The organism is Porticoccus sp. W117 (assembly GCF_030341905.1).
Lineage (GTDB): Bacteria > Pseudomonadota > Gammaproteobacteria > Pseudomonadales > Porticoccaceae > SCSIO-12696.
In genome coordinates, this window is sequence record NZ_JATAAF010000008.1 from 105,320 (window position 1) to 122,888 (window position 17,569).

General features: G+C 55.6%; 8 protein-coding genes. 4 read left to right on the forward strand and 4 right to left on the reverse strand.

Annotation, left to right across the window (positions count from 1 at the left end):
* The first annotated feature begins 112 nt into the window (after positions 1 to 112).
* The 4 genes from QSV34_RS08205 to QSV34_RS08220 all read left to right on the forward strand — a co-directional run bounded on the left by QSV34_RS08205 (position 113) and on the right by QSV34_RS08220 (position 13,397).
* Positions 113 to 8,701 (forward strand): beta strand repeat-containing protein, encoded by an 8,589-nt coding sequence (locus tag QSV34_RS08205; RefSeq protein ID WP_289153616.1) that lies wholly within the window; start codon positions 113 to 115, stop codon positions 8,699 to 8,701.
* Between the two features lie 384 nt (positions 8,702 to 9,085).
* Positions 9,086 to 10,831, forward strand: coding sequence for a type I secretion system permease/ATPase (locus QSV34_RS08210; protein ID WP_289153617.1), 1,746 nt, complete (start codon positions 9,086 to 9,088; stop codon positions 10,829 to 10,831).
* On the forward strand, positions 10,828 to 12,126 hold the full coding sequence (locus QSV34_RS08215) for an HlyD family type I secretion periplasmic adaptor subunit (RefSeq protein WP_289153620.1): 1,299 nt from the start codon (positions 10,828 to 10,830) through the stop codon (positions 12,124 to 12,126). Before QSV34_RS08210 ends, QSV34_RS08215 begins: the two co-directional genes overlap by 4 nt.
* The gene (locus QSV34_RS08220; protein ID WP_289153622.1) at positions 12,123 to 13,397 is read left to right on the forward strand and encodes a TolC family protein; all 1,275 of its coding nucleotides are present in this window, start codon (positions 12,123 to 12,125) and stop codon (positions 13,395 to 13,397) included. Before QSV34_RS08215 ends, QSV34_RS08220 begins: the two co-directional genes overlap by 4 nt.
* Here the strand turns inward: QSV34_RS08220 and QSV34_RS08225 are convergent.
* Genes QSV34_RS08225 through QSV34_RS08240 form a run of 4 tightly spaced genes read right to left on the reverse strand, consistent with a single transcriptional unit; the run spans position 13,390 to position 17,544 of the window.
* The gene (locus QSV34_RS08225; protein WP_289153623.1) at positions 13,390 to 13,659 is read right to left on the reverse strand and encodes a hypothetical protein; all 270 of its coding nucleotides are present in this window, start codon (positions 13,657 to 13,659) and stop codon (positions 13,390 to 13,392) included. The genes QSV34_RS08220 and QSV34_RS08225 overlap by 8 nt on opposite strands.
* Before the next feature lie 49 nt (positions 13,660 to 13,708).
* Positions 13,709 to 14,089 carry a hypothetical protein gene (locus QSV34_RS08230; RefSeq protein WP_289153625.1) on the reverse strand — a complete coding sequence of 127 codons (381 nt, stop codon included), beginning with the start codon at positions 14,087 to 14,089 and terminating at the stop codon, positions 13,709 to 13,711.
* Between the two features lie 6 nt (positions 14,090 to 14,095).
* Positions 14,096 to 16,273, reverse strand: a complete 2,178-nt coding sequence (locus QSV34_RS08235; RefSeq protein WP_289153627.1) for a peptidase domain-containing ABC transporter — start codon at positions 16,271 to 16,273, stop codon at positions 14,096 to 14,098.
* A gap of 26 nt (positions 16,274 to 16,299) precedes the next feature.
* A complete protein-coding gene (locus QSV34_RS08240) occupies positions 16,300 to 17,544 on the reverse strand; it encodes an HlyD family secretion protein (protein WP_289153629.1) in 1,245 nt (414 codons plus the stop codon).
* Positions 17,545 to 17,569: the final 25 nt, after the last annotated feature.

The following is a 17,569-nucleotide window of genomic DNA, read 5'->3' on the forward strand; positions in this document are numbered from 1 at the left end:
CCGGACTTACCCATGCCACCCGCATTGCGCCGCTCCCCTAGATATTTCTTTTTGTTATTCGGGGCACCGCATTTTTGCCCACTTTTCAAATCCAAATAACGGAGAACAACCCATGAGTAAGCGCTCAAAAAATAAGCCGGGTAAGTACGCACCCCCCGCTGCCATTCTCGGTATTCTCGGCATCAGTGGCCAAGCCGCTGCTGCCGATGGCAAAGAATATGTACAAGCAGACGCTATCAAAGGGGTAGCAAAGGTTAAGCAACTGTCCGACGGCAGCGTAGAGCTGGTGTTCGAAAACGGCGACGTAGTCAAAGTCGCCGCCAAAGACGTTTCTGTAGAAAACGGCAAAGTGCTGGTGAGCACCGAAGCCATGGAACAACTGGCTGAAGCGGGTGCTCTCGGTGGCGCTGCCAACTGGGTATCTGACAATCTTCTGTATATAGGCGCCGGTGTGGTTGGCGCAGCAGCCATTATTGCCAGCAACAATGACGACGACAACGGCCCCAGCGCAGGCGACGATAACCTGGTGGGAACCGCTATGGCGGACACCATCGACGGCCTCGCGGGCGACGACAACATTCAGGGCCTGGAAGGCAATGACACCCTCACCGGTGGAGACGGCAACGACACCCTCGACGGCGGTGCCGGCAGCGACACCCTGATCGGCAGCGCCGGTAACGACGAACTGCTGGGTGGCGCAGGCGACGACGTACTGCGCGGCGGTGGCGGTGCCGACATTAACAACGGTGGCGACGGTGTGGACACCGCCGACTTCTCCGATATCGGCTCAGGTGTGACTGCTGACCTGAACTCTGGCGACGCCAGCTACCAGGCCCCCAACGGCAACACCGTAACCGACACCCTAGTGAGCATTGAAAACCTCACAGGTTCCAGCAGCGACGACTCACTCACCGGTGACGCTGGCGCCAACCGCCTGGAAGGCGGTGCCGGCAACGATACCCTGGTAGGCGGCGGCGGTGCCGACCAACTGCTGGGTGGTGCCGGTGATGACGTACTGCGCGGTGGCGGCGGCCCCGACACCACCGACGGTGGTGAAGGTTCTGATACCGCCGACTTCTCCGATATTGGCACAGCAGTGACTGCCGACCTGAACGACGGCAGCGCCAGCTACGCAGCCCCCAACGGCAACACCGTAACCGACACCCTGGTGAGCATTGAAAACCTCACCGGTTCCGACAACGACGACTCCCTCACCGGTGACAGCGGTGCCAACCGCCTAGACGGTGGCATGGGCGACGATACCTTAGTAGGCGGCGGCGGTGTCGACACCCTGATTGGCGGTGAAGGTGACGACGTATTGCGCGGTGGCGGTGGCCCAGACACCACAGACGGTGGCGCCGGCTCCGATACTGCTGACTTCTCCGACATTGGCTCTGCAGTCACTGCCAGCCTGGTGGATGGCGAGGCCAGCTACAGCGCACCCAGTGGCGCCACAGTAACCGATACACTAATCAGTATTGAAAACCTCACCGGCTCCAACAACGACGACTCCCTCACCGGTGACAGCGGCGCCAACACCCTCGACGGTGGTATGGGCGACGACACCCTGGTGGGCGGCGGCGGTGCCGACACCCTGATCGGTGGCGAAGGCGACGACGTACTGCGCGGCGGCGGTGGCCCCGATACCACAGACGGCGGTGCAGGCAACGATACGGCCGACTTCTCCGACATCGGCACGGCCATCACTGCCAGCCTGGAAGACGGCGAAGCCAGCTACCTGGCGCCAAACGGCAATACCGTTACTGACACCTTGGTGAGCATCGAAAACCTCACTGGTTCTGACAACGACGACTCCCTCAGCGGCGACAGCAACGACAACGTACTGACTGGCGGTTTGGGCAGCGACACCCTGAACGGCGGTGACGGCGTAGACACTGCCGACTACTCCGATCTGGATGTACCGGTTACAGTCAATGTGGACGGCGACGGCAATGGCACGGTCACCCGCGAAACCGGCTTCTCGGTTTCCGTCAGCGACCAACCCCTCGCCTCCCTCACTACCGATCAAACACCAGCAGAACTGCTTACTGAAGCAGAAGCGGGCAACCTGTACTTCAATATCCACACCAACGATTTCCCCGGCGGCGAAATTCGCGGCCAGCTGGATACAGTGGTGAGCGACACAACCATCGACGGTGTGCGCACTCTGGTACTGTCTGCCTCTCTGGACGCTGCTCAGGAGCCCATGGACGCTTCCGATTCCAATGCGACGGGTACTGGCACAGTAACCATCGTGGTAGACGGCGACTCCATCACCTACAGTTCTGATCTGTCCGTTACCGGCATTGCTACCAGTGAATTGCTGCCAGTGGCCGGTGTGAGCTCCATCCACCTGCACAATGCGCCCCGCGACAACAACGGTCCGGTGATTACCGACATCGTTCAAGACGCTGGTGGCGACGCCGACGGCGACGTGTTCAACGAAGTGGAAGACGGCTTCTCTGTAGCACATATGGATCAGCCTTTGGCTTCTCTGACTACCGGGCAAACCCCAGAGCAACTGGTGGCTGAAGCGGTCGCCGAAAACCTGTACTACAACATCCACACCAACGACTTCCCCGGCGGTGAAATTCGTGGCCAGTTGTTGCTGGACAGCGACACCACTGTGGACGGCGTACGCACCATCGTACTGAGCGCCAGCCTCGACAGCGCCCAGGAACCCATGGATGCGTCCGACTCCGATGCCACAGGTACCGGCACAGTCACCATTGTGGTTGCCGCAGATGGCAGCGTAACTTACAGCTCTGAACTGTCTGTAGACGGCATCACCAGTGCCGACCTGTTGCCAGTGGCGGGCGTGAGCTCCATTCACCTGCACAACGCACCAGCGGGCAGCAACGGCCCTGTGATCAGCGACATTGTTCAGGACGCTGGCGGCGGTGTGGACGGCGACGTGTTCGACGAAGTGGTGGAAACCGACACCCTTACCTCCGTGGAAATCATCACTGGTGCCAACGGCAACGCCTTCCAAATCGTTGGCGATGACGTGGACTTTGTGAACGATGAACCCATCGACGCCGACAACAACGGCGTGCTGGTCAACGGCAATAACGTGTCTGTGGACAACAGCAGCAACATCGATGGCGCGGTTAACGGCGTTAACTTTGCCGCAGATTCCAGCGGCGGTTCGCTCACCAACAGCGGCACCATCACCAGCGCCAGCCGTGGGGTGAACATTTCTGGCGACGACGTTACTGTGGACAACAGCGGCAGCATCGTTACCAGTGACGACCCGCGCAACGGTGTGATTTACAGCAACGAAACCGCCGACAACGTCACCATCAACAACAGCGGCACCATTGACGCTGGCGCCGGTAACAACGGCGACGCGGTATCCCTGCAGCTGAGCGGCGACGACAGCCACACCATCACCAACTCCGGTGACATTATTGGCCGCGGCGATGTTGACCCGGACTCCTCCGCCAACAACATGTCCAGCGGTGTACGCCTGTTCACCAGCGACTCTGAAGCCACCTTCTCCGGTAGCATCAGCAACGAGTCTGGCGCCACCATCAGCTCCGAAGCGGCCACTGGCCCACGGGCTGGGGTGATTGTGCAGAACAACGTTAACTTCCAGGGCGACCTGAGCAACGCTGGCACCATTTCCGGCACCAACAACGGCCTGTACTTTGGCACCGGAGACCACTCCGGTGGTGTCGCCACCAACGAACAAGGTGGTGTGATCAGCAGCGACAGCCGCGCGGTGAATATCGACGGCGACGGTTTGACGTTTGTTAACAACGGTTCGGTATTGGGCACTGGCGATCAGCGCAACGGCACCATCTACTCCGACAGCACCGCCAACAACTACGTCATTATCAACCGCGGTTTGGTTGACGCAGGCGACGGCAACAACGGTGCGGCCATTGCTCTGCAACTGGGTGCCAGCGGTGACACCGACGTTACCCTCACCAACAGCGGCACTTTGCAAGGTCGCGGCCAGGGCGCTGCCGACCAAGGGGTTGCCGGTGATGGCCTGCGCCTGTTCACCGACGGCTCTACCTTTGTGGGCGAACTGGTGAACATCGGCACCATCGACTCGGAAAGCACAGTGGGCCCCACAGCGGGTGTTCGTCTGACCAACGGTGTCAGCTTCCAGGGTGAAATCGAAAACCTGGGCGTCATCTCCGGTGCCAACAATGGCCTGTACTTCGGCACTGGCGATCACTCCGGTGGTATTGCCACCAACGCAGTGAGCGGCATCATCAGTAGTGACAGCCGCGCAGTGAACATCGATGGCGACGGCCTCACCTTCGTCAACGAAGGGCGGGTACTGGGCACTGGCGATCAACGCAACGGCACCATTTACTCCGACAGTACCGCCAACAACTACACCATCGACAACAGCGGTCTGGTTGACGCCGGTGAAGGCAATAACGGTGCAGCCATTGCCTTGCAACTCGGCGCTTCCGGCGATACCAACTTTAGCCTTAGCAACAGCGGTACTCTGCAAGGTCGTGGCCAGGGCGCTGCCGACCAAGGGGTTGCCGGTGACGGTCTGCGACTGTTTACCCCAGGCTCTACCTTTGTGGGCGATATCGATAACTCCGGCACCATTGATTCCGAAAGCGCCGTGGGCCCAACAGCGGGCGTACGGGTTGCCAACGGGGTTAACTTCCAGGGCGAGCTGACCAACTCCGGCACCATCTCTGGTGTGAACAACGGCTTGTACTTCGGTACAGGCGACCACAGCGGCAGTTTGGTCACCAACGAAGCGGATGGCGTGATCAGCAGTGACAGCCGCGCGGTGAATATCGACGGCGACGGACTGACCTTTGTCAACGAAGGGGAAGTACTGGGCACTGGCGATCAACGCAATGGCACCATCTATTCCGACAGCACCGCCAACAACTACACCATCGACAACAGTGGTTTGGTTGATGCGGGCGACGGTAACAATGGTGCGGCCATTGCCTTGCAACTCGGCGCTTCCGGCGATACCGACTTTAGCCTCAGCAACAGCGGTACTCTGCAAGGTCGCGGCCAGGGCGCTGCCGACCAAGGGGTTGCCGGTGACGGTCTGCGCCTGTTTACCCCAGGCTCTACCTTTGTGGGCGATATCGATAACTCCGGCACCATCGACTCCGAAAGCGCCGTAGGCCCAACAGCGGGCGTACGGGTTGCTAACGGCGTTAACTTCCAGGGCACGCTGACCAACTCCGGCACCATTTCCGGGGTTAACAATGGCTTGTACTTCGGTACTGGTGATCACACTGGTAGTAACGTGCAGAATAGCTTCGAAGGCGTTATTACAAGCGACAGTCGAGCTGTAAATCTGGATGGTGACAACCTCACCTTTATTAACGACGGTATGGTTTTAGGTACTGGTGATCAACGTAATGGCACCGTGTACCTGGACGGCACTGCCGATAATATCTCCATTGGCAACATGGGTACCATTGATGCTGGCGAAGGCAACAGCGGTTCCGGAATTTCCACTCAGGTGGGCTCTGCCTCTGAAGATGCCACTAGCGAAGACATCTCTATCGACAACCTGGGCGGTATTCAGGGGCGTGGTGATGGCGAAGCCAATGCTGGTGTACGCTTCTTTAACGGTTCCGGTGAAGATGAAGCCAGTCTTTCTACCACCATCACTAACGGCGGCGGTATCGCTTCCGAAAGTGCTGCTGGCATCCTGATTGAAGAAGGCGTTAACGTTGATGGAAGCATCATCGAAAACACTGGCACCATCAGCGGCGGCAACGGCGTTGCCATCGATGCCTCTGGTGCAGCGGGCGACCTGATTGTCGACAGCTCAGAAGGCACCCTGGAAGGGGATGTGCTGCTGGGCTCTGGCGACGACCAGTTCACCGGCGGTGACGAAGACAACACCGTTCAAGGTGGACTCGGCGACGACGATCTGAACGGCGGTGACGGCTTTGATACTGCCGACTACTCGGATCTGGACGTGCCGGTCACTGTCATGCTGGATGCCATGGGCAACGGTACCGCTACCCGCGAAACCGGCTTCTCTGTGGAAGTGACTGACCAGCCTCTGGCGTCACTCACTACTGACCAGTCCCCTGCGGACTTGGTGGCTGAAGCAGCGGCAGGAAACCTGTACTTCAACATCCACACCAGCGACTTCCCCGGTGGCGAAATTCGCGGCCAGCTGGATACCGTAGTCAGCGACACCACAGATATGGACGGTGTGCGTACCCTGGTGCTGTCAGCGTCACTGGACTCTGCCCAAGAGCCCATGAACGCGTCCGACTCAACAGCCACAGGCGAAGGTACCGTGACCATCGTAGTAGACGGCGACACCATCACCTACAGCTCGCAGCTGTCAGTGACTGGCCTGGCAGTGTCTGACCTGATGCCGGTAGCCGGCGTTAGCTCTATCCATCTGCACAACGCACCGCGCGATAACAACGGCCCGGTCATTACCGACATCGTTCAGGATGCTGGCGGTGATGTGAACGGAGATACCATGGACGGCGACGTATTCGCCGAAGTGGTGGAAACCGACACACTCACCTCCATCGAGAACATCATCGGTTCCGACGACGGCGACACCATTATCGCCACTGGTGCGGCAGCCAACACCATCGACGGCGGCGCTGGCGACGACTTTATAGCTGGTGGCGGCGGCAGAGATGTTCTGGACGGCGGTGACGGCAACGACACCAACAGCTTCCAGGGCATCGGTGCCGATGTAATCGCCGACTTGGGAAGTGGCAGCGCGTCTTACCAGCCCAACCCCACCACTACCGTGTTCGAGAACTTCCAGAACTTCGAAAACCTGGACGGTTCCGCCAACAACGATCAGCTGTTTGGCAACAACGACAGCAACGAGCTGACCGGTAACGACGGCAACGACCTGCTGGTTGGCCGCGGTGGCGCGGATGTACTGGAAGGCGGTGACGGCAACGACGTACTGCGCGGTGGCGGCGGCGCCGATGTCAACGACGGTGGCGACGGCATTGATACTGCCGACTTCTCCGACATTGGCTCTGGCATCACTGCCAGCCTGGAAGACGGCGAAGCCAGCTACCAGGCACCCAGCGGTGCAACCATCACCGACACCCTGATCGACATCGAGAACCTCACCGGTTCTGTCAACGATGACGACCTGACCGGTGACGATGGTGACAACCTGCTGGCCGGTGGCGCGGGCAACGACACCCTCACCGGTGGCGGTGGCAACGACGTGCTGCGCGGCGACGCGGTGGGTGACGGCACCGCCATTACCGTGTCCATCACCAACACCCTGCCCGCCGGTGGCACCTTCCTCACACCAGTGTGGTTCGGCTTCCACGATGGCGCTGAGTTCGATCTGTTCAACGCCGGCGAAGCAGCCAGTGTTGGTCTGGAGCGCCTGGCGGAAGATGGTTCCATCGAAGGCATCGCTGCGGAATTCAGTCAACAGGTTGATGGCGCCGGTGTAGACGCCACCATACTGGGGCTGGGTGCCGGTGCACCGGGGCCGATTGATCCGGGCGAAACCGCCAGCTTTACCCTGAACGTGAACACCGATCAGGTCGGGCAAGGCTTCTTCACCTGGGCCACGATGATCATCCCATCCAACGACGCCTTCCTGGCGGTACCGGACGACGCTTTGGCGGATCCGATCTTCGATATGGACGGTAACTTTATCGGGCCATTGGTGATCGAACGCTTTGGCAGTGACGTGCTGGATGCAGGCACCGAGGTCAACAACGAAGAAGGCGCCGCCTTCCTCAACCAGACCGCTCGCGACCAGGGTACTGCTGAAAACGGCGTTGTAGGCGCTCACCCCGGCTTTAACGGCTCCGTGGGCAATCCTGACGGCACTCCGGTAAATATCCTCGGCGGCACCACCGCTGCGGGTACAGTGGTCGACCCGGTTATCGGCGACTTCACCAACGGCAACCCACAGTTGCTGCGCATTGAAATCAACCTGGCTGCAGGCGGTGACGATGTGCTCGACGGTGGCGCTGGCAACGACATCCTCGACGGCGGCGTTGGCAACGACGTGCTGATCGGCGGTGCCGGTGCTGACGAACTGCTGGGCGGTAGCGGTGACGACGTACTGCGCGGTGGCGGCGGCGCCGACATCAACGACGGTGGCGAAGGCATCGATACGGCCGACTTCTCCGACATCGGCTCGGCAGTGACTGCCAGCCTGGTTGACGGTGAAGCCAGCTATCTGGCGCCCAACAACGCCACCATCACCGATACGCTGATCAGCATTGAGAACCTCACCGGTTCCAACAATGACGATAGCCTAACCGGTGACGACGGCGACAACGTGCTGGACGGCCTGGCGGGCGACGACACCCTCACCGGTGGCGCAGGCTCCGACACCTTTGTGGTACGTGAAGGCAGCGATGCCGACACCGTAACCGACTTTGACATCGACAACGACGTGATTGAGGTGAACGACCTGGTAGCCGACGCTGCAGCGGCCCTGGCCCTGGCAGTGAACGACAGCGGCAACGCTGTGATCGACTTCGGCAACGGTGATGTCATCACTCTGACCGGTGTCGATGCGGCCGACCTGACAGAAGCCAACTTCGCGGTGCTCAACACCCCGGTGATGTCAGAACCCGCTATGTTCACCGAACTGTCTGACGAAGATGTTGTAGCTCCAGAGTCTGATGTTGAAGACTCCAGCGACGATGGCTTCTCTGACGACAGCATGGAAGCCGCCGATATGGCAGCCACCCAAGCCATGATCGATAACTTCGAAGTGGCGTAATGACGAAGGCCGACCGTCATTGCGAGGAGCGAAGCGACGCGGCAATCTAGTGGCTTCAAAACAAAGACGCTGGATCGCCGCGCTACGCTCGCGATGACAAAATCACCCCCATACCTGGCAACGGGTATGGGGTTTTTCTTTGGGCATTACGTAGTTACAGGCTAGACGTCGGAGGTCTGAAGTCTGATGCAGTTGGGCTTCACCCAACGGGGTGCCTCAGTGGGATTTGCAGCCGAAGGCTGCCGCATCAGACATCCGACTTCAGACATCAAGCCACTATCCAGGCAAGGCACACTAAAAAAATTCACTTCCCTTTGAACCAAACAGGAATTACCCACCACTCACCGGGTACAAAACAAAAACCGCCCACAGTGAGTCGCCGATATGCCCGAAAAATCCGCCGCCGGTAACGGCACCGATAAGAGCAACAGCAGCGGCTTTATGCGCTGGTTAAAAGCCATTAATGGGGAAATTCCCGGCTTCTTGAAGCCGTTTCTGGGCTTTAGCCTGGCCATCAATATTCTGCTGATGGTGTCCCCCCTGTATATGTTGCAAGTGTACGACCGGGTGCTGACCTCCGGCTCCAGCGACACGTTGATCTGGCTCACCGTGCTGGCGGTATTTTTGCTGGCTATTTACGCGGCAGCGGAAATGGGACGGCGGCGTTTGTGCACGTTGGCGGCGGAGAATATTGAAGACAAAATATCCGAACAGATTTTTGTGGAGTTCGAAACAAAACACAGCGCCGGTGACAAGCTGTCGCAGAACCTCAACGTGCTGGGACGAATTCGCGGACTGTTCCAAAACCATTTGGTAACACCGTTTTTTGACCTGCCATTTACACCGCTGTTTTTTCTGGTGTTGTTTCTGGTGCACCCGGTAATCGGCTTTATCGGCCTGGGTGGCGGTGCCATTATTTTTGCGGTGGCGGTAGCCGCAGAAATGAGTACCCGCGGCACCAACGAAAAAGCGTTGAACGCCAGCGCTCAGGCTCACCAACTGGCATCTGGCCTTGCCCGGCAGCGCTCTGCCATGGTGGCCATGGGCTTGTGTCAAAACGCCCTGCAAAAGTGGCGCACCGCTAAAGAAGTGGCACGGGAATTCAACCTGGAAGGTAGCGCCCGCGAAGGCACCTTCAGCTCCATTTCCCGTTCTGCCCGACAAATTCTGCAAACCTTTATTCTCGGCGCCGGTGCCGCCTTGGCCATCAGTCAGGAGATTTCACCGGGGGCGATTGTTGCCGGCTCCATTGTGCTGTCCCGTGCGCTGGCACCCATCGACCAGATTGTCGGTAGCTGGCGCGCCATTACCCAGTGCCGCGTGGCTTGGCAGCAACTGGAAAGCACTCGCGAAAACGACCTGGCACAACAGGCATTCACTCCGCTACCCAGACCCAGCGCCCAACTCACCCTGGATCGTTTGTCCGTAGCCGCCCCTGGCAGCAACAAGCCGATGGTGCACCCATTTAGCCTGCAAGTGAACGAGGGCGATCTGGTGGCTTTGGTAGGCGGCAACGGCGCAGGCAAAACCACTCTGCTGCAAACCCTGGCGGGCGCTTGGGAACCACTCTCTGGCAGCGCCGCACTGGGCAATCGCAACATTCACAGCTGGCATAGCGCCGACCGGGGTCAGTACGTGGGCTATGTTCCCCAAGACGTGGAATTGCTGCCGGGCACTGTGGGCGAAAACATCGCCCGTATGAGCGACGCCGAGCCAGAGGCGATTTTCGCCGCCGCCCAACGCGCCGGTGCCCACGAGATGATTTTGAAACTGCCACAAGGTTACGACACCCAGCTCACTTCCAGCGGCCAATTATCCGCTGGGCAACGGCAATTGATCGGCCTGGCTCGCGCCCTGTTTGGCGAGCCGGCTCTATTGCTGCTGGATGAACCCACCGCCAATCTGGACCGGGAAGCCGGGCAAGCGGTTATTCAAAGCCTGCAGGCCGTGGCTAAAGCTGGTGCTGTGATTGTAATTGCCAGCCACGATCGCCGATTGATTGCCGCCACCGCTACTACCTTGTTAATTCGCAACGGCTCAGTGTTGTCGGCGGAATCGAAAAACTATCTGCAATCCATCTCTCCATCCAGCAAGTCTGCTACTAAAGCCAAAGTGGGAGCAAAAGCATGATTCACCTGACGCCGAAAAGTGACAAGCGCGTGGTACGCACCGCTCTGGTGTGCCTGATTGGCCTCGGTGGTTTTCTGCTGTGGGGCGCATTTGCCCCATTGGAAGAAGGCATCGCCGCTTCCGGCAAAGTGGTGGTGGATAGCCAGCGTAAGGTGGTGCAACACCTGGAAGGGGGCATTATCAGCGAGATTCGCGTGCGCGATGGCCAGTGGGTGGAGCAAGGCCAGGTGGTATTGGTTCTTGAAGACACTGTATCCCTCGCCAGCCGTGACCTGACCATTCAGGAATACGCTGCTCTGGCAGCGTCAGTAGAGCGACTGCAATCCTTGAAGCAAACCGACGCCGAGCCAGACTTTTCCCTGCTCGACAAACTGGCGTTGGGAGAGCAGGAACGCAGCGATATTATCGAACGGGAATGGGATTTATTTCACCAGCAAAAAAGCGCCCAGGCCGCCGACTTGGCGGTATTGGAAGCCCGTCGCAACGCCGCTGTGCAAACCCAAAAAGCCCGCAGCGAACAAATCACCATTGTGGAGCGCGCCTTGAAAGCCGCGCGCGAAGAGTACCAGCTGATCAACACCATGCTGGAACAACGCCTCGCCCGCCGCGACCAGGCCACCAATATCGAACGCCAGGTGATTAACCTGGAATCAGAAATCGCCCAGCTGCACAGCGAGAAGCAAAACGCCGCCGCCTCGGAGCGGGATCTGGAAGCGCAAATCCGCCAAACTGGGGCCAATTTCCGCCAGCAGATATCCGCCACCTTGCTGGAAACACGCACTGAATTGCAGGCGGTGGAAGAACGCCTGAGCTCTACTCAAAACGTGCTGGATCGCTCGGTAATTCGCGCGCCGGTATCCGGCGAAGTGCTGAATATGCAGTTCGCTACGGTGGGCGGCGTGCTGCGCCCCGGCGAAACCATTATGGAAATTATCCCCAATATCGGCGAAGTCACGGCCTCTATACGCATTGCTCCGCAGCAGCGGGCGTCGGTATTTGAAGGCCAAACCGTGCGTACGCAAATCTCCGCCTACAAAGGCTGGCAGGCACCGCAACTGCAAGGCAAGGTGCTGGACGTCAGCGCCGACCTGAAAACCGACCCGACCACCTCACAAAGCTATTACGAAGCGCGGGTACTGATTCCCGCCGACGAAATGCAGCGGGCCAACAATATCGACGTGACCCCCGGCATGCCGGTGGATGCGTTTATCTTTTCTGGCCGCAGCCGCACCATGTTCGACTATTTGTTCGAGCCGCTAGGTAAATCCATCTTCCAGGGGCTGCGTTCATCGTGAAAAAATCATTGATTGCCTTTGCACTGTTTGCATCTGCTACCAGTGCGGTAGCAGAACAAAGTTGTCTGAGCTTTGAACAGACTCTGGCCTTATCCGCCAAGCTGGATCCGGCTGTGGCAGTGGCACGCGCTCGCAGCCGCGAAGCCGCCTCCGACCTGCGGGAAGCAAAATCCCTGTATAAACCCCAGATCAACGCCTTTGGCCGCACCGGCAGCGGCAATACCGACGTGGTGGACAGCACCATCCAAAACCAGATTGGCCTGCGCATTTCCCAGCGGGTTCTGGATTTTGGCGATGCCCGCTACGCCCGCCGTGCCGCCAATAGCAATCTGGAAGCCAGTAAAGAAGACATCCGTCTGGCGCGACTGGCCGCCGCTCAGGAATCCGCCCTCGCCTTTTTAGCGGCACTGAACGTGCAAAAACAACTGGACATCACCGCCGAACGACGTGACTACTTTCGTCAGCAACTGGAATCCGTAGACAAGCTGCTGGATCAGGGCGGTGCCACCTTATCCGAGCGAGCCGACGTAGCGGCACAACTGGCAGACGCCCAGGCGTTTTATCTGGAACTGCAATTCCAGCTGCAACAGGCGCAAACCCGCATCGCCATCAACACCGGCAACGAACAAGACCTGTGCCCCAGCAACGACTTGGGCGGCTATCTGAACGCTCAGGTACACACCCTGCCCAACAGCGAAGCCGCCGTCAGTCTGGCATTGAATGAAAGTCCCACGATCAAAGCCCTGCAAAACCGCGCTGACAGTTTTAATGCCGAATATCAGAGGGAAAAACGCAACCGCCTGCCCATTATCGACGTGGTGGGCATTGCCTCTTATTCCTCTCTGGGCAGCGGTAGCGACTTTGAATTTCAAGACCGCATCGGCATCGACGTATCCGTACCGCTCTACACCGGCAGCGCCCTGGGCGCGCGCAAACAACGCTCCGCCTCCCGCGAAGCCGCCGCCCGCAGCGAACTGCAAGACGCCCGCCGCCAACTGCGGGAACAAGTGCATATCACCTGGTACCGCATTTCCTCTCTGGAACGGCAACTCAAAAGCCGGGAAACCGTAGTGGAGCAATACCGCAAACAACTGGATGCCGCAGAAATGGAATACGAACTGGGCACCCGCACCCTGCCTGATTTGGTAGAAGTGCGATTGGAGTATGAACAGGGGAATTTAGCGCGGATACAGACGGAATTTGAGTTGTTACAGCAGCGGGTGGGGTTGTTGGTGTTGACGGCGCGGTTGGGAGTACCAGAGATTACTTAGGCCTTTGCTGCCAAGATTTGATTTTTTTAAAAGCTATACCACCAACCAGCACCAAAAAAGTCATTAAAAGTGATGCGCCCAACGAAAATACAATACCTTTACCAATAAAAAGATAAAGTATAAGAAAGCCCAACTGACACAGGCAAAGACATCTCACTAAAGATAAATTATCGCCTTTATCTAAAATTTTCGGGATAACAATAAGTGTCAAAGATGAAATAACCACCGAAAATATCCCATACAAAAAAAAATAATTATTCATAAGACCGCCATTCATTAATTAAACGCCCCGGAATTACCGGGGCATAACTTTACCTAACACAATAGATACGGCCATCATGGCCCTGCGCTCTAGTCCCAGGCGGACAAGAAGCTGCTAAACCACCCGTCACGCCAACAGCACCTCCCAAACCGATAAGCGTTACACCTCCAACTACAGATCCGGATGCACCTGTTACAGCCGCACCCACCAAACCAACACCAGAACCAATTAGAGCGCCTGAGACAGCACCTGCTCCAAAAGCACCCCAAAAAGAACCTCCAGCAAGCGCAGCTCCTGCTCCGGTCACGAGACCACCAATAAGTGCTCCTCCTAAAATATTAAAAACTGCACCATCCACATCTTCTGCTTCATTAACAGTTAATTCACGCATAATAAGTTCCTCAAATTTGAAAGTAAGTAGGATTTTCAAAAAACTTCAAATACCAGCTTTTACACCCAAGTCATACGTCACCTCCTTGACTTCTCCATTGACCAAAACAAACACTCGATCAGCAGACTGAATAGTTTCCTGACGGTGTGCCACAACTATCCTTGTAATGTTTAATTTTTTTATCGCTTCGTTAACTGCAATCTCAGCTTGCGGATCCAAATGACTGGTAGCCTCATCTAAAAATAATATTTTCGGATCTGCGTAAAGAGCGCGAGCCAGCAACACACGTTGCTTTTGACCACCAGACAAGCTACTTCCCATATCCCCAATCAGGCTATTGTAGCCCATAGGCATAGAAACAATATCTCGGTGAATAGACGCCAATTGCGCACACCGCTGTATTTTTTCCTGATCAGCTTCCGGATCGAAAAAGCAAATATTGTCTGCCAATGATCCTGATAACAGCTGCCCATCCTGCATAACAGATGCAGTTAGTCGACGGTAATTTTTTAGTCCCATTTGGCGGACATCCAGACCGTCAATTTTCACAGTGCCACTAGTGGGCCGAAAAAGACCGGCAGCAACTTTTAGTAAAGTAGTCTTACCTCCGCCAGAAGGTCCGACAATAGCGATAGACTCACCTGGAACCACTACCAAATTTATTTTTTGCAATACCGCCTGGCCATCGTTTGAATAGCTAAACCCTACACCGCATAATTCCAATCTTCCTTTTATGTGATTATTACCCAGCTCAATTGCAACAATCTCTTGTTCTGCAACCAATTCAGGCTCTTCCAATGCTATATCCGACAAGCGTTGCAGATGAAGCCCCAGCATTTTGAATTGAATTACCTTGTCAACGAGCCCACTAATTGCACCACTAAATTGTCCCTTATAGGACATAAACGCGTAGAGCATGCCAACAGTAAAACTGTTTTGCAGAACCATGGTTGCTGCAAGATAAATCACAACTATATTTTCAATACCAAATAGCAGACCATTGATGGCATTAAAAGAGATATTCCACTTGCCTATGCGCACACTCAGGTTAATTCTGTCTGCGCTACAGTTTTGCCACAGATGCTGGCGATCAGATTCTCTGCCAAAGCTTTTGATGCCCTCCATGGCCCGAATCGTTTCCATAAAGTTGGAGTCCTCCTTGGCACCAGCCACAATTTCTTCTTCAGTTAACTGGCGTAAAGGACGAAACAAAGCAAGCCTCAATCCAAAATATATAACCACTGCTGCCAGCACCACAAATGTCAGTGTTGGACTATATAAAAACATCAGTATTAGAGTGGCCACTACCATCAAACCATCGATAATTCCCTCAATTAACCCATTGGTTAGCAGCTCTTTCACACTGCCCAGTGAACCGAACCGAGAGACAATGTCGCCGATATGCCGAGATTCAAAAAATGATAGGGGCAAACGCAACATATGTCGCAACAGGTTATTGGCCACCTGAAAACTGAAAGATGCCCCAAGATACATAACCACAAAGCTGCGAAAAGCAGTCACCATGACATTGAGCAACATGAGCAGGCCAAATCCCAAGGCCAGCACCAGAAGCAGGCTTTTATCGTGGCTGAGTAACACCTCATCTACTACCCACTGCATATAAAACGGGCTCAGCAGCGCAAATCCTTGCAATACCAAAGAAAGCACCAGAAGTTGAATCAAAAAGCCTTTCAGACCAGATGTTTGAGCCCAAAACTCTTTTAAACGTAGTTTGCGAGCATCTTGCTGAGGAGAGAATTTTTCTATAGGTGACAATTCCAAGGCAACGCCAGTAAAATGCGAACCCATCTTCCTGAGAGATATGGAATGTACACCCGTGCCGGGATCATGGATAATTGCTTTATTGCCTCGAATGGATTTCAGTACCACAAAATGGTTCATATCCCAATGCAAAATACAGGGAGTTTGCAACTCGCTGAGTTCTTCCAACTCGAGCCGCAAAGCCCTAGGACGCATCCCCAGTTGTTCGCCTATCTGCATCAAAGAACGCAGAGTAGCCCCTTTTAGCGATATTGAAAATTTTCTCCGAAGTGCCGGCAAATCCGTGCGATACCCATAGAAATTTGCCACCATAGCCAAACAGGCCAAACCGCACTCAGCAACTTCTGACTGCAATATAAGGGGCAATCTCTTGCGACCGGAAAAGCGCAGTAAATTACTAGGATTATGCCTTGAATTAGCGGCATCTGATATTACAGGCATCCATGCGTCCTCTTGACTACGACCTTTTAAACGCGGCCTTTCAAGCTGTATAACGGCTCCAGAATCCACTCAAACAATGAGCGTTTATCCAAAATTACATCTGCCTCCAAGGCCAGCCCCGGCTGCAATGGCAGCTCTTTCCCGTAAGCCTCTATGGATTGGCTATCGAGCCTCACAAGCACTCTGTATACTGGCTCTTCCAAATTGATGGGTGCAGTGATTTCGCGGGGACTTAGTACCGTTTTCGAATAACTGGCAACCCACCCAAAATGACTACCAAATCTTTGATATGGATAGGCATCATAGCGGAGCTTGACGCTCATACCCCGCTCCACAAACCCAACCGACCGCGTTGGCACGTAAAGTTCTACTGCAAGTTCCGCGCCCTCTGGCAATATTGCCAATGCCGGCATTTGGCCGTTTGCAAACTGTCCTTCACGGGCATTCAAGTAAGTAATTCGTCCGCTAACAGGCGCATTAACCATCTGACTGGCCTGAATATCAGCCTCCAGGATCTGTCTATTTATGGATAAAATGGATGATTGCAGTTCTGACAAACGCTGAGATGTAACGACAGGCAGTTCGCGCAAATCATGCTGTAAACGCTTTAACTCCTGCTGACGCCCAAGCTGCAATGACTCCAGTTCCTGCAATTTATTTTTTTGCAGTAAACAACCTTCATCGAGCCGGGCCATATCGACTTCGGAGATCATTTTTTTGTCAAAAAGCGCTTGATGGCGATCTCGCTTCTCGTGCTGTAGAACCAGCAATTGTCGCTGCAGACCAACCTGCTCTTCTACTTTTGACAGCTGAATTTTAAGGGTAGAAATATCGCTATTGATGCGTTTTTCACGGTCGTCACGCTGGTATTTTTGAAGTTGGATTTGCTGTTCAATCTGTTTTTTCTGGGCATCTAACTCCGCCAACATCAATTTGCCGACTTCACCATTATTGGTACGCCGACCACTATCCACCCGGAACAAAGGTTGACCTTTAATTATTGACTCACCTTCTTTAACCCATATTTTTCGAAATGAGCCATTGCTCAGTGGGTATACCTTGACGACACCTTTGTCGGGGACAATATAACCACGCACAGTCTCTTTACGACTGTATTCACTAACAATCAGGTAAGTAACGAGAGATGAAACAACTGCGAGGAGAATGATTGTAAAAAATTTGAAACTGGCGGGCTGTACGAGAAGGGTACTACCCCATAGGCTGTGGCACTTATTTTCTACCGCTTCCCTGCGAAATAAATCCGTTTTCATTACAACTCCATAAACAGCACTTCCC

Coding starts and splice junctions, on each gene's coding strand:
- QSV34_RS08205 (WP_289153616.1), top strand. CDS start 113: ATGAGTAAGCGCTCAAAAAATAAGCCGGGTAAGTACGCACCCCCCGCT.
- QSV34_RS08210 (WP_289153617.1), top strand. CDS start 9,086: ATGCCCGAAAAATCCGCCGCCGGTAACGGCACCGATAAGAGCAACAGC.
- QSV34_RS08215 (WP_289153620.1), top strand. CDS start 10,828: ATGATTCACCTGACGCCGAAAAGTGACAAGCGCGTGGTACGCACCGCT.
- QSV34_RS08225 (WP_289153623.1), bottom strand. CDS start 13,659: ATGAATAATTATTTTTTTTTGTATGGGATATTTTCGGTGGTTATTTCA.
- QSV34_RS08235 (WP_289153627.1), bottom strand. CDS start 16,273: ATGCCTGTAATATCAGATGCCGCTAATTCAAGGCATAATCCTAGTAAT.
- QSV34_RS08240 (WP_289153629.1), bottom strand. CDS start 17,544: ATGAAAACGGATTTATTTCGCAGGGAAGCGGTAGAAAATAAGTGCCAC.